Genomic DNA, 14,753 nt, shown 5'->3' on the forward strand with positions numbered 1-14,753 from the left:
TTGAATACCTTAACGCTTATAAATATTCGTCTGCGTTCCAGTTACCAATATCATCATCAGTACCGGCAACACCATCAGGGCCCATTGAAAATAAGTCGTATTGTGCCATTTCACCTGGGCTTACTAATTGATATTCATTGCCCCACTTATCCACAGGTACCTTTTTCAAATAGCCATTTTGTGGATAATTACGCGGTACTGGCTCCATTTCAGGCATGTTAACCAAGGCTTCTAAACCTTGTTCTGTTGTTGGGTACATTCCACCCTTCAACTTATACATGTCTAACGTAGATTCTAAGTTACGAATTTCTATCGCTGTACTCTGCAATTTTGCTTCGTCAGATTGGCCCATTAAGTTTGGCACAACCAAACCAGCAATCATGCCTAAAATAGCAATAACGATCATCACTTCTAATAAAGTGAAACCTGTTTGTTTATTTGTTTTTATTGTTTGAAACTTTTTCACTGGATACTCCAATCGTTTTCTTTTTTTTTATAGTAACCGATTCAGGTTACATTCCTACTAAAGTGTTCATTTGCATTATGGGCTGCAAAATTGCCATTAATATAAACATCACCATACCGGCCATCACCAATACAATTAAAGGAGTTAACAAGCCTAAGCTTATTTTTAGCGTTGCATCCATTTCATTGTCTTGGTTATCAGCGGCGCGGCCTAACATTTGTTCTAGCTCACCTGACTTCTCACCACTGCCAATCATATGGATCATCATGGGAGGAAACGTTTTACTTTGCTGTAACGAGTTTTTTAAAGAACTACCTTCACGAACTGCATCTGAGGCGTCTTTTACACACTTCTGAATATATTTGTTGGTTAATACTTGTCCCGCTATTTTCATTCCGTCTAATATCGGCACTGCACTTGATGCTAGAATGCTCAAGGTTCTCGCAAACCGAGCCGTATTTGCGCCCAATATCACTCGACCTATCAAAGGTAGACTTAACAACCAGCGGTCAAACTTAAGCCGAATAGCTGGCTGTTTTAGCATTCGTTGCATGATCACGCTAATGCCTAAAATACCAATCAACACAAACACACCATAATCAATAATGAAATCACTGAGCGTTAATAAAAACTGTGTGGTACCAGGCAGTGTCGCACCAGACTCAACAAATTGACCTACTATTTGTGGCACCACCGATGCCAACAGAAACGCAACGATACCAATGGCAAATAGCGTCAGCATAATTGGGTAAATCATAGCTTGAGTAAGCTGACTTTTGGTGGCTTGACGTTTTTCTGTGTAATCGGCCAACCGATTTAATACCTCATCCAAATGGCCAGACTTTTCGCCTGCGGCCACCATTGAACGAAACAAATGATCGAATATTGTTGGAAACTCTTTCATGCCGTCGGCAAGAGTATAACCTTCAACCACCTTTGAACGGATAGACATGATGGTTCTTTTTAAACGCGGTTTTTCACACTGTTCAGCAACGGCTAACAGCGCCGCTTCAATAGTTAATGCTGAACCAACTAACGTCGCTAATTGACGCGTAATTAACGCTAAGTCAGAGGCAGAAACCGTAGGTTGAAACAAAGTAAAACCGGTACTTTCTTGCTGTTCTTTTTGGCTTGCTTTGTTTATCTCTAGCGGAATAAGGCCTTTGTCTCGAAGCTGTTGGCGAATTTGTTTTGATGTGTCCGCTTCAAGTATGCCTTTTTTAGACTTTCCCTTCGCATCAAGCGCTTTATACTCAAAAGCCGCCATTATGTATCCTCGCGTGTCACTCTTAGAACTTCTTCTAATGTAGTGACACCTTGTAATACTTTACTCATTCCGTCATCACGAATGCCTGGGATATTTTGACGAACGTACTTTTCAATTGCTTGTTCACCGTGGCCATTGTGAATTAATTCACGCACTTGCTCATCAACCACTAATAACTCATGTATACCAACTCGACCACGGTAACCACTAAAGTTACATTTATCGCACCCTTTTGGATGGTAAATCGTGACGTTTTTAGCGCTCGCTTGTTCTGCAGTAAGTCCTAACAGTTCCAACTCAGAGTTGTCAGGTTGCACCTCAACTTTACATTCTTTACACAAGGTTCTTACAAGTCGTTGAGATAACACAGCTAACAAACTCGATGACAACAAGAATGGCTCAATGCCCATGTCTTCCATACGCGTAATTGCGCCTGCAGCAGTATTTGTGTGTAACGTGGAAATTACCATGTGACCGGTTAAACTGGCTTGCACGGCTATTTCAGCGGTTTCTAAGTCTCGTATTTCACCTATCATGACCACATCTGGATCTTGACGTAGTATTGCTCGTAAACCACGTGCAAACGTCATGTCTACTTTTGGGTTAACTTGCGTTTGACCAATACCTGGCAATTCATATTCCACGGGATCTTCCACCGTAAGAATATTGCGATCTTTACTATTAATATCAGACAAACCCGCGTACAAGGTGGTACTTTTACCTGAACCTGTAGGTCCGGTAACCAATATAATTCCATGCGGTTTACGTAACAATTGACCAAACTGTAATTCGTTGGCTGATGCCATACCTAAGTCAGCAAGGTTCAAACGAGCATTGTTTTTATCTAATAGTCGCATTACCACTCGCTCGCCGTATGACGAAGGCATTGTAGACACACGAACATCAATTGCTCGACCAGCAATACGCAAAGAAATACGGCCATCTTGAGGAATACGCTTTTCAGCAATGTCTAACTGCGCCATTACTTTAATTCTTGAAACTAAAAGAGAGGCTAGTTTGCGGTTCGGGCTTAATACTTCACGTAAAACACCATCGACTCTGAAACGAATAACTAATTCTTTTTCAAAGGTTTCAATGTGGATATCAGACGCGCCTTCTTTAATCGCTTCGGATAAGGTGGCGTTAATTAGTTTTATAATTGGTGCGTCGTCTTCACTTTCTAATAAATCTTCAGTGCCTGGTAACTCATCGGCAATAGAAAACAAGTCCACTTCGTTACCAATATCTTCCATCAGCTGCTGAGTTTCAGAGGCATTACGCTGGTAAGCCTGCTCAATCGCAATTTCAAATTCGTTATTGGTAATAACTCTGTATGGTAGTGGATGCCCAATCAAACGACGTGTTTCTAATAATGCTGACATTGGCGTGTCAGACTTAATTAACAACTCTTTTTCATCGTTGTTGTAAGAAATCATCACGCCAAAGCGCTGCGCAAAACCAAAAGGCAAACGTTGATTCGCTGGTATTGCTTCGCTCTCAAGCTCTTGTTCTATCTCTGGTTCAAGTTCCATTATCTTACCCATCTTTTTTAGGGCTATCTTTAGATACGGTTGGTGGTTTTACACCTTTTTCTTGGCTTTCAAGATAGTCTTCAAAACGAGGCGGCAACGCTAGGCTGTCATCCCACTCTTTTAAAACAGGTTGATCTGTTAGTGGCATTAATGAAATACCGTCTTGGTCTTTCTTAATTTGCTCGGCACGAATGTAGTTGTATTTTTGTTTACTTACGTCAAGTGCTGAAGCACCGTCACGCAAAATTCTAGGGCGAATAAAGACCATCAAATTACGTTTACGTTTAGTTGTACCTGTTGAGCGGAACAGGTGTCCTAAAATAGGTAAGTCGCCAAGTAGTGGTACTTTAGAAATACTTTCTTGAACGTCTTCATCAATCAGGCCGCCGATAACAATCGTGCCGCCATCTTCGGCTAATACATTGGTTTTAATTGAACGTTTGTTAATGCCAACGTCCACACCTACCGCACCACTTACGCTTGATACTTCTTGCTCAATTAACAATTGTACTGCTGAACCTTCGTTAATTTGTGGCGTTACTTTTAACTTAATACCCACTTCTTTACGGTCAACTTTTTGGAAAGGATTTGAGTTTGCAGAGCTTGCTGTAGAGCCAGTAAGAATAGCAATTTCTGAGCCCACCAATATAGAAGCTTCTTCGTTATCAATAGTCGTGATGGATGGCGTAGCAAGAATGTTGGTATTGGTGTCGTTGCGAACCGCTTGTAAAACTGCACCCCAGCCGCCGTTTACTACGCCTGTTGCGAAACCAGAGATACCACCAAGTACTTGCGCTAAACCTGAATAGTCACCATTTTCTGACGTAGTCACAACAGAGGGTACTGGAGCACCTTGTTCATTGTAAGTATTCACTACTTGCTCTGTTTCCTGATCACGAGCCTGATATGCCGCACCCGCAATGGTAGAAATTGGCGTTACACCATTGTTATATTGAGTAAATCCAATATCCGTGCTGCCCCACTGAATGCCTAGGTTAATACCATCACTTTCAAATACTTCAACAATAATTGCTTCAACCAAAACCTGCTGACGTCGAACATCTAACTGACGAATAATTTGCTCTAGTGAACGCATCATGTCTGGCTCTGCATTAATAACTAATGAATTAGAGTCAGTATGAGCTTGAATAGAATAGTCGCGTGTAGATGACGTTCTTGTGCGTTTATTTGTTGTTGGCGTTCCACCTTGAGCATCGGCTGCAATAGAATCCGATACGCCCGTTAATACTTTTACGACTTCTTCAGAGTTTGCATAATTTAAGAAGTAAACTTTTGTATTACCTGTGCTTTCTAGCTCAGAATCTAGACGCTTTATTAGCTCAATAACTTTGTCACGCGCTTCTTGCTCACCTGTAACAATCACGCTATTTGTTCGGTCGTCAGCCACAATTTTTGGCACCAAAAAGTCTGGTTGTCCTTTATTTCCAGCTGAAGACTTATTAATACTTTCAACAATGCGCACCATTTCACTCGCAGACGCATATTCTAGCTTCACAATAACCACTTTTTGATCGCCAGCGCGGTCTACGCGGTTAATGATTTCAACCATACGATTAACCATAGCGACAGAGCCTACAACCATCACTACATTTGATGGCTCGTAATGCACTACATGTCCGCTGCCTGACTGATCGCTAAGTTGACGCAATAGTGGAGATAGTTCTCTTACTGATACATTTTTAACTTCAACAACGCGAGTGACCATTTCGTCACCTTCGCCTAAATAACCTTCACCCACGACAGGAGTAGGCGAGCTTTTTACGTCTTTGGCACGAATGACTTTTAATATGCCATTGCCCATATCAATAACGCCATAACCGTAAACCTGAAGTACATTTAAGAAAAAGTGATAATACTGCTCTTTAGTTAACAAATCGTAAGAACGTACATTAACTTTGCCTCGAACAGCCGGGTCAATAATGATGGTTTTCTGTAATATCTTGCCCACAATATTAATAAATTCATTAATATCAGTGCCTTTAAAATTAGGTGAATATTGCGTTGCATTAGCAACCGGTGAAACCCACGCTGTAGATAACAAACCTAAAGTCAGAATAGCGGAAAAAGCCGACACCTTGGCCGAACGAGTAACTTTTGCTTGTATGTTCTTAGATTTACTGAAAAATCCCATTTAAATAAACTCCAGGGCTTATAATGCCAAAATTATTTGAACCGGTGAATCATCGCGTAAAACAGTAATATCTGCTTCCGTTAGTTCTTTTAATTCACTCATCAACGACAATGCTTGTTGCATGTCCGTTAAGTCATAACCGTTAATATTCACCGCCAAGTCGTTTTGCTTTAAACCTGCTTGGTTAAAAAGCGTTGGGTCATTACCAGGAGACAATTTATACCCCAATAATTCACCTTTTTCTCTATGCGGTGTAATTTTTATAATATCCATCAACTGTTTAGGATCTTCAAACAGTTGCTCTCTTTGTTCACGTAATGAATCTGCTAATTCAGTATCATCACGATTATCAATTCTTTCTGGCTCTCTATCGTAAGCCGCTGGCTTTCTTGTTTTTGCATTACGCGATGGTCTTGTTGGACCAACGTCCACAGCATCGACATCAATATTGTCATTAAGTTCAGAGGCAGAACCAGGAATTGATGTGGAATATTCAATCCCTTCTAACATTAACGTTTCGTAACCAACGCCAACGGACAAGATCACTCTGTCTAATAAGATTTGACTCACTGACGCTGAGGTACCCTCAATTTTTTGCCCAATTCCATAAGTATCTTGACTACCTGATGACTCAATAATGGCAACGGATGTTTCAGATACTTCACTGGAGCTGTCAGCAACAATTCCCGTTAAAGTTAAATTCAATCGCGTTTTAGGGGCCACTGAGGTTGTTGGCTTAGGCTTTGTGGGTGCTTTTTTAGTTTCTTCCTTACCAAATAAGTTAAGGCTTACTAACTGGCTAATATTTATACTTGAAGTGTTTGATGAAGAGGATGAAGTTAATGGCTGAGCAGCAGAAATGCGACCTGAACTGGCAGGCTCATCAATAAATTTCCAAATAGTAAGCGCGGCAAGGTAAGCGCTATAAAGCACCAATAGCACGGTGATAATTTTGGCAATTTTATTTTGCGGAATTTTTTGAGCCAATTGGCTGAACTGCTCTAACAAGCGAGGCGACTCCATTTCTTATTATTATCCAAGCAATTTATAATCAACGATGACAGATTGCGGCGCCATACATTATCAAACTAAAAGTAAAAATGCTTGTGCTCGATGTTGAAAAGTCGAGTATAACCTTTCAAGTAGTTTAAAATCACTAATTATGATAAATTCACGACGTTTTCACGGCACATTTAACATTACTGAAACATAACATGACAGAATCAAAAATTCGATTAGATAAATGGCTTTGGGCCGCACGATTTTTTAAAACTCGTTCTATAGCTACTGACATGATCAATGGTGGAAAAGTTCACTATAATGGTCAACGATGCAAAGCGTCTAAAGCAATAGATGTGGGCGCGGAAGTTAAAATACGTCAGGGATTTGATGAAAAGATTGTGGTAATAAAAGAAGTCAGTGACAAACGACGCAATTTTACTATTGCACAAACACTCTATGAAGAAACAGAACAGAGCATTGCTAACAGAGAAAAACAAGCGTTGGCAAGGCAATCTAGTGCAGCGATGTCGCCGCGCCCAGATACAAAACCAGATAAAAAACAGCGCCGAACGTTATTAAACCTTAAAAATTCAGATTTATTTGAGTAACTTATCCATGACTGACATTAAACAACCAGACCTACTACACCGTTACCTTTTTGATAAGTACCATGTTCGTGGAGAACTAGTACAAATTTCAGATTCATTTACGGCAATGCTTGAAAATCACGACTACCCAAATGTCGTAAAACGAATTCTTGGTGAATTGCTGTCTGCTACATGCTTACTTACAGCAACGCTAAAGTTTGAAGGTGAAATTAGTGTTCAACTTCAAGGTGATGGGCCGCTTAACTATGCAGTGGTAAATGGCAATAATAAACAGTCTATGCGAGCGTCTGCTAAGTTTGATGAAAACATTAAAGAAGGCACATTATTAGACCTAATTGGTTCTGGCTTTATGGTTATTACTATCGCACCTAAAGGCGGCGAACGTTACCAAGGTGTTGCTGCATTAGACAAAGATACGCTTGCAGAGTGTATTGAGCATTACTTTGAAACTTCAGAACAATTGCGCACCCGAGTATGGTTAGCGACTGACGTTCAGCAAGAGCAATGCAAAACCGCTGGCATGTTATTACAAGTACTACCGGTTGAAGAACGCGCTAAAGAAGACTTCACGCATTTGGAAGCTTTAACCAACACGATTAAAGACGAAGAATTATTGCACCTTGATCCAACTCAAGTATTGATTCGCTTATACCATGAAGACAACCCGCAATTATTTGAACCTCAAGAAGTTAAATATGCCTGCGGATGTAGCCGTGAAAAAACAGGTGATGCTATTTTAAGATTATCAAAAGACGACGCGCTTTCGTTAGTTGAAGAGAGAGGTAATATTGAAATAATTTGCCAATTCTGTCTTAAACAATACTTGTTTGACTCTATTGATGTTGAAGCACTTTTTAATGCAAATGCCGACTCAGACAACGCTTCGGTTAATTAGCATTTTGTGACTTGGACTGTCTAAGCCGGTTAAACGTGCTTAGACAGCTAAGATTTAAATAAACATTCAATTTGCCAGTGCCTAACTATTCAAAGCTATGACTACACAAACGTCTTAGTTAGCGTTTTAATAAAATAGAAATTCCTTTCTCTAGTTTTTTTTCGTCGCCAGGCAAAAAGCCGTGATGAATTGCACGTACGATGCCCTTTCGGTCAACCAAATACCCCACCGGCATTACACTCACATTAAAAGTATTACTCACATCGCCATTAGCGTCATAAAGGTTGGTGTAATCAACGGGCTTTTTATTTAAGAAGTCTTCGGCATTGCGTTTTTTCTGATCTAGATTCACCGCAACGATTTCAAAACCCTGTTCTTTTTTCCTGCTGTAAATGTCGTTTAATAGCGGAAATGACTTTAAACAGGGTTTACACCAGCTTGCCCAGAAATCGACGTAAACCACCTTCCCTTTTAAGGAATCCATTTTAACAACCTGCGTGCCATCCATTGTTTTTAACTCGAAATTTGGCAACGGCTCGCCTACTTTTACTTTAGCGATTACGTTAAAAGAACCAAACCCGATGAACAGTGCCGTTAAAACGATGAGCTTAGTAGGTAATTTCATGGTTATCCTTTATGATGAGAGTGTGTAAGTGCCATTTTAGGCTAACTATGCATAAGAAAAGGAAGTTTTCACGACCGTTTTTATGAAACCAAGTGTGTAAACTAGAATACTGATTTCCATCCAAAAAGTAAGCAAAATAATATGAAAACAATAATTTCAAGCGTTGGCCTGATGTTAGTGTTGGCGGTAACTACCGCCTGTTCTGAAAAGAAAACAGAGCAAACTAACGTTGAGGTAGAAAAATCACGTATCCAAGCTCACCTAGAATTTTTAGCTGATGATCTTTTAGAAGGTCGTGACACAGGCAGCAAAGGTTATGACCGAGCGGCTCTTTATGTAGCCACTGAATTCAAGAAAATGGGCCTACAGCCTGCTGGTATCGACGGTTCTTACATGCAACCGGTAACTTTCCGTAAAGGTTATTTAAATCAGCAGAGCCCTAAAGCTACTATCAAAACCGCTGATGGCGAAGTTGAATTAAAATTCCCACAAGACTACATCATGGGCCCTAACATGTCGGCTACAGAGTCTGCTTTAGAAGCAGAAGCGGTATTCGTTGGTTACGGTATTGTGGCGGAAGACTTTGACTACAACGACTACGAAGGTCTTGATGTTGAAGGAAAGATTGTTGTTACTTTACGTGGTCGTCCAGCAGAATGGCCATCTGAAGAAGGCGCTCACTTAAACCGTGAGAAAACACGTTTTGCTGCAGAGCGTGGTGCCGTAGGTGTTGTTTCACTTCACTCACCTAAGCGTGAAAAAGTTCGCCCTTATACGAGCTCTTTAAACTATCTACGCGCTCCTTCAATGCGTTGGATAGACGAAAATGGTAATCCTTTTGGTGGATATGAAAACATCAAAATGGGTGCGTACTTAAATATTGGTGCCGCTGAGAAGTTATTTGCGAATGCAGAAACATCTTTAGAAGATGTATTTGCTGCAGACAATGACGATAAGCCAGTAAAAGGCTTCCCATTAAACGCATCATTATCACTTGCGTCTAAAGCAAAACACGAAGAAGTATCGTCGCCTAACATTGTTGCGATTCTTCCTGGTACGGATCCTAAACTGAAAGACGAATATGTCGTATTTACTGCACATTTAGATCACGTTGGCTTTACACAAGATGTTAGTAAAGAAGACCGTATCAACAATGGTGCAATGGATAATGCGTCTGGTGTTTCTATTTTATTAGAAACAGCTCGTGTATTAAAAGAGTCTGGTTCTCTTCGTCGTTCAGTATTATTTACTGTTGTAACGGGTGAAGAAAAAGGACTACTAGGTTCAAGCTATTACGCGAACAACCCAACAGTTCCAATTAACGACATGGTTGCTAACATCAACTTAGACATGCCTGTGTTACTTTACGATTTTGCCGATATCATTGCCTTTGGTGCTAACCACAGTTCAATGGGTCCTAGCGTAGAAAAAGCAGCGGCTAAATTTGATATCGCTTTAAGCCCAGATCCAATGCCTGAGCAAGCTATTTTCACTCGCTCTGATCATTACAACTTTGTAAAACAAGGCGTTCCTTCTGTTTTCTTAATGACAGGCTTCACTTCAAAAACTGAAGGCGAAGATGGCGGAAAAGTATGGGGTGACTTCTTTGCAAATCATTACCATCAGCCAAGTGACTCTTTAGACTTACCTATCAACTATAACTCAGCAAAACTATTCACTGAGATTAATATTGGTATCGCGAGAGAAGTTGCAGAAGCGGATCAACGTCCAACATGGAACGACGATAGCTTCTTTGGTAAAACATACGGCCAAAAAGATAAGTAAGCACTGTTAGATTTAACTATGTTTAACTATGAAAGCAGCGGCTTATCCGCTGCTTTTTTTATAGCTGTAAGCACCTCATAAACTATTCAAATACTATTCAACGCATACTGAATAAAATTACATTCCGTTGAAATGCTGTGTTTCCTGTTGTGCTGTGTTGTTTTCTACTGTGCTACTCTCTAGCTACTTTCCAACTACTTAAGCTGAGTCACTTTCCCTTGGTGAATTTTAGGCACAAAAAAACCAGCTCGAAAGCTGGCTTTTATCATTTAGATTTAACTAAGTATATGGATTAAGCCGTTTTTAAGATTGGCTTAGGCTCATCAATGTTTGATAACAATTCCATATCAAAAGTATACTCATCAACAGCAATCGCAAGCTTACGCTTTTCGTTGTATGCCATTAACTTGTCACTTTCTTCAGCTGTTACTACGTTTGCTTGTAGTGAAACTTCTACTAACTCTTCAAACGTTAACTGCTTAGTTACTTTACCAGCACGTTGTGCTTTCTTAATCTTGTCTAGTAACGGAAGAACGTCTAACTTCGCTTTGTATGCGTCAGAAAGAACAGTGAAACCATCACGGCCTTTCATGCTTACTAAGCTAGTTAACTCTTCTTTAGCGCCGTCATTACGTAACGTTGCTTCTGCTAAGTCAGTGATTAACTTGTCAGAGATTTTAGTTTTACCTAAGAACGCATTACCAGTAGATACTTTTAAGAATCCAGCAACAACACGATTAGGGAAGTTATCAACATAAGCTTCTAGTGCTTCTTCAGCTTGTTGTAGTGCCCAACGTGTTCCGTACTCAAAGTAAGGCGTTAGATCTTTACGGTTTTCGCTTTGTAGGTAGAACTTAATGTTACCCATCGCCATGAATAAGAAGCTAAGAATGTCGCCTAAACGAGCAGATAACATTTCTTTACGCTTAAGGTCGCCGCCTAATACTAACAATGCAAAATCTGATTGAACTGCTAACACGCTTGATAAACGCTTAATACGCTTTTCAAACTGGTTAACTAGTTTGTCAGGATTATTTGAACCGCCAACACCTGGTACATACGCAGTTGTTAAACCACGGAAGAAGTTCTTAACACTGTAACCAATTGTTTTACGGAACAATGAGTTAAATTTAGCGTCTGCATCTGAATCTTCAGAGTGAATTGCTGTAATTAAGTCTTGTACATATGGGTGACAACGAGTCGCACCTTGACCAAAGATCATAAGGTTACGAGTTAGAATGTTCGCACCTTCAACGGTAATACCGATTGGCGTTGCAAAATAAGCCGTAGCCAATACATTACCAGGGCCCATTTGAATTGCTTTACCAGCTTGAACGTCCATCGCCGCTTCTAGCGTATCACGACCAAGTTCAGTCATGTGGTACTTAGCCATTGCAGTGATAACTGAAGGTTTGAAGCCTAAGTCTAAAGAGTTAAGAACTAAATGACGCATCGCTTCAAGGTTATAAGTTAAACCACCGATAAGCGCTAACTGCTCTTGGATACCTTCGAATTTACCAATTGGCATACCAAACTGTTCACGGATTGCCGCGTACTCAGAGGTAGACTTCAAACATGCGTGTCCAGTTGCACAACCGTTTGCTGGTAATGAAATACCACGACCTGCACCTAAACAAGCAACAAGCATTTGCCAACCGCGACCAACATTGTTTTGACCACCGATTACAAACTCCATTGGTACGAATACGTCAGTACCACGAGTAGTACCGTTGTAGAAGTTAACGCCTAATGGATTATGACGATTACCCGTTTCTACGCCTTCATAGTCAGCAGGAAGTAGTAAACAAGTGATACCTAAATCTTTCTCAGCACCAATTAATCCTTCTGGATCAAATACTTTAACTGCTAGACCAACTAAAGTAGCGATAGGCGCTAGTGTAATATAACGTTTTTCCCAAGTAACACGTAAACCAACAACTTCTTCGCCGTTGTACATGCCTTTAGTTACGATTGCACGGTCTGGAATACCACCAGCATCAGAACCAGCTTCAGGGCTAGTTAGTGCAAAACATGGGATGTCACGACCATCGACTAAACGAGGTAGGTAATGATTTTGTTGTTCTTCAGTACCGTAGTGAGCCAATAACTCACCTGGGCCTAACGAGTTAGGTACCATTACGGTAGTAGCAATTGGGTTGCTCTTAGTTGAGATACGCGCAACGATTGTTGAACTTGCATATGCACTGAACTCTAAACCACCAAATGCTTTTGGAATGATGAACGAGAAGAATTTGTTGTCTTTTAAGTGCTGCATTACATTTGCAGGGATATGGTTGCTGTTATGCACTTCCATATCATTAAGCATTTCTAACAATTCTTCTAAAGGACCGTCGATAAACGCTTGCTCTTCGTCTGTTAATTTAGACGGGGCAGTATTAAGTAGCGTTTCGAAATCTGGCGCACCTTGATAAATAGAGGCTTCAATCCATGTGTCACCTGCGTCTAACGCTTCTTGCTCTGTTCGAGAGATTTCAGGAAGTATTTTCTTGAATTTTGTTCTTAGGCTCATGTTTCGCCCCTCAATTATAATTAAATAAAGTGTTTCCCAATATACGCTACTTATCCCTCGGTCGTAACTCTAATTAGTATAGACCATCTTTGAGACAACTCACGCACAACTGGTACGATGTCTTACCAGTTTATTCATTTTTAACAAAAAATAAAGTTAATTTTGCATATATATCTCAGTTAGGTACTACGGAAGTGCCTACAGGTCGGATCAGTAGGTCTAGTTGTTTAGCATTTAAGTCTAGGATTTCTCGATAAATTTAGTTTTTTTGTTATACCTGTTTAATTAATGACCAGATGGGTAAACAATGTCACTTGCGATCATATTTAGTCGGGCACGAGTTGGAATAAATGCGCCTTTAGTCACAATTGAAGTGCATTTATCTAACGGATTACCCTCTTTTACTATTGTCGGGCTGCCAGAAACTTCCGTACGAGAAGCAAAAGATAGAGTACGAAGTGCCATTATCAATTCAGGTTTGGAGTTTCCACAAAGGCGAATCACAGTTAATTTAGCCCCGGCAGATTTGCCCAAAGACGGAGGCCGTTTTGATTTAGCCATCGCCATTGGTATTTTAGCCGCCAGTAAACAGATATCTGACAAACAACTTTATCAATATGAGTTTTTAGGTGAGCTAGGATTAAACGGTGACATCAGAACCGTCATTGGTGAAATTCCATCGGCAATTGCTTGTAAGAAGCGTAATCGAATTAACATAATGCCTTCTTTAAATGCCGTGAATGCAACTATTATTAATGGCGCGCAGACCTTGTCGGCAAACTCTTTGCGAAATGTAGTTGAGCACTTTAAAAATGAAAAACATCTTTGCCAACCAGAGGAGTTATTTACTGTTGATGCTGATACTTTAGATCAGCCTGATATCGCTGATGTTATAGGTCAACCGTTAGCAAAACGAGCCTTAGTGATTGCCGCTGCTGGGCAACACAACATCGTGTTTACTGGACCTCCTGGCACAGGTAAATCTATGCTAGCACAACGAATTGCTAGCCTTATGCCTGAACTGTCCGACGATGAAGCACTTGAGTTAGCGGCAATAAACTCTGTTAGTGGTAAAACATTCGATATTAAAAAGTGGCGTCAGCGCCCTTTTCGCTCTCCCCATCATACGGCTTCCGCGATAGCCTTAACAGGTGGCGGTCGCCCTCCTAGACCCGGAGAAATTAGTTTGGCACACAACGGGATTCTTTTTTTAGATGAACTTCCCGAATTTAATCGGTTTGCACTTGATGCGTTGCGTGAGCCGCTAGAAAGCGGCGTTATCTCTATTTCACGAGCGGCTCTTCAAGTTGAGTTCCCAGCCCAGTTTCAACTGGTGGCCGCTTTAAACCCTAGTCCAACAGGCCATCACACTGATGGTCGCGCTAACTCAGCTCAAGTTCTAAAATATTTAAACCGGATTTCTGGCCCGTTTTTAGATCGTATTGAACTGCAAGTAGACGTGCCAGCTTTGCCTCAAGGGGCGATTAACGCTAAAAATAACAAAGACGATAAAAGCTCAGCTTATTACAAAGAGAAAATATCTGTAGCTCGCGAGCTCATGATAAAAAGAGCAAACAAACCAAATGGGCTGCTTTCGAGTAAAGAAACTGCCCTTCATTGTAAACTAGACACCGCCGATGCGAAGTTTTTAGAAGATACTATCTACCGCCTAAACATGTCGATAAGGGCGTACCACAAGATATTAAAAGTAGCGCGTACCATTGCCGACTTAGAAGGCTGCCAAAATATTAACCGTACGCATTTATCAGAAGCATTGGGGTATCGCTCCCTGGAGCGCTTGCTCAAACAGCTTTCTAATTTCTAGTTTCTATTTACTAATTTTTACCTGGCCCTGACTGGAGGCTGAGTGTTGGCAAGGTACTACTTCCAA

General features: G+C 40.7%; 11 protein-coding genes. 4 read left to right on the plus strand and 7 right to left on the minus strand.

Annotation, left to right across the window (positions count from 1 at the left end):
- Positions 1-16: 16 nt before the first annotated feature.
- The 5 genes from gspG to gspC all read right to left on the minus strand — a co-directional run bounded on the left by gspG (position 17) and on the right by gspC (position 6,440).
- Positions 17-448, minus strand: coding sequence for a type II secretion system major pseudopilin GspG (gspG, locus tag ABD009_RS13265; protein WP_343826473.1), 432 nt, complete (start codon positions 446-448; stop codon positions 17-19).
- A 64-nt stretch (positions 449-512) separates the two neighbouring features.
- Positions 513-1,733, minus strand: a complete 1,221-nt coding sequence (gspF, locus tag ABD009_RS13270; RefSeq protein WP_343826184.1) for a type II secretion system inner membrane protein GspF — start codon at positions 1,731-1,733, stop codon at positions 513-515.
- Positions 1,733-3,265 carry a type II secretion system ATPase GspE gene (gene gspE / locus ABD009_RS13275; protein ID WP_196492528.1) on the minus strand — a complete coding sequence of 511 codons (1,533 nt, stop codon included), beginning with the start codon at positions 3,263-3,265 and terminating at the stop codon, positions 1,733-1,735. Before gspE ends, gspF begins: the two co-directional genes overlap by 1 nt.
- 4 nt (positions 3,266-3,269) lie before the next feature.
- Positions 3,270-5,417 (minus strand): type II secretion system secretin GspD, encoded by a 2,148-nt coding sequence (gspD, locus tag ABD009_RS13280; protein ID WP_343826188.1) that lies wholly within the window; start codon positions 5,415-5,417, stop codon positions 3,270-3,272.
- A gap of 18 nt (positions 5,418-5,435) precedes the next feature.
- Complete coding sequence (gene gspC, locus ABD009_RS13285) at positions 5,436-6,440, minus strand: type II secretion system protein GspC (RefSeq protein ID WP_343826190.1); 1,005 nt, start codon at positions 6,438-6,440, stop codon at positions 5,436-5,438.
- Between the two features lie 191 nt (positions 6,441-6,631).
- On the opposite strand from gspC, the gene hslR reads away from it, so the two are divergent.
- Positions 6,632-7,027: a ribosome-associated heat shock protein Hsp15 gene (hslR, locus tag ABD009_RS13290; protein ID WP_343826192.1), complete on the plus strand. Its 396-nt coding sequence runs from the start codon at positions 6,632-6,634 to the stop codon at positions 7,025-7,027.
- 7 nt (positions 7,028-7,034) lie between these two features.
- A complete protein-coding gene (hslO, locus tag ABD009_RS13295; protein WP_343826194.1) occupies positions 7,035-7,922 on the plus strand; it encodes an Hsp33 family molecular chaperone HslO in 888 nt (295 codons plus the stop codon).
- Positions 7,923-8,040: 118 nt separating this feature from the next.
- On the opposite strand, the gene ABD009_RS13300 is transcribed toward hslO, so the two are convergent.
- Positions 8,041-8,547, minus strand: a complete 507-nt coding sequence (locus ABD009_RS13300; protein WP_343826196.1) for a TlpA family protein disulfide reductase — start codon at positions 8,545-8,547, stop codon at positions 8,041-8,043.
- 141 nt (positions 8,548-8,688) lie between these two features.
- On the opposite strand from ABD009_RS13300, the gene ABD009_RS13305 reads away from it, so the two are divergent.
- Positions 8,689-10,332, plus strand: coding sequence for a M28 family metallopeptidase (locus ABD009_RS13305; RefSeq protein WP_155696713.1), 1,644 nt, complete (start codon positions 8,689-8,691; stop codon positions 10,330-10,332).
- Between the two features lie 292 nt (positions 10,333-10,624).
- Here the strand turns inward: ABD009_RS13305 and ABD009_RS13310 are convergent, their stop codons facing one another.
- Positions 10,625-12,862 carry an acyl-CoA dehydrogenase gene (locus ABD009_RS13310; RefSeq protein ID WP_343826199.1) on the minus strand — a complete coding sequence of 746 codons (2,238 nt, stop codon included), beginning with the start codon at positions 12,860-12,862 and terminating at the stop codon, positions 10,625-10,627.
- Between the two features lie 307 nt (positions 12,863-13,169).
- Here ABD009_RS13310 and ABD009_RS13315 point away from each other — a divergent pair, with 307 nt between their 5' ends.
- Positions 13,170-14,687 carry a YifB family Mg chelatase-like AAA ATPase gene (locus tag ABD009_RS13315; RefSeq protein WP_343826201.1) on the plus strand — a complete coding sequence of 506 codons (1,518 nt, stop codon included), beginning with the start codon at positions 13,170-13,172 and terminating at the stop codon, positions 14,685-14,687.
- Positions 14,688-14,753 lie beyond the last annotated feature (66 nt).

The sequence above is a fragment of the Psychrosphaera haliotis genome (assembly GCF_039523615.1).
Lineage (GTDB): Bacteria > Pseudomonadota > Gammaproteobacteria > Enterobacterales > Alteromonadaceae > Psychrosphaera > Psychrosphaera haliotis.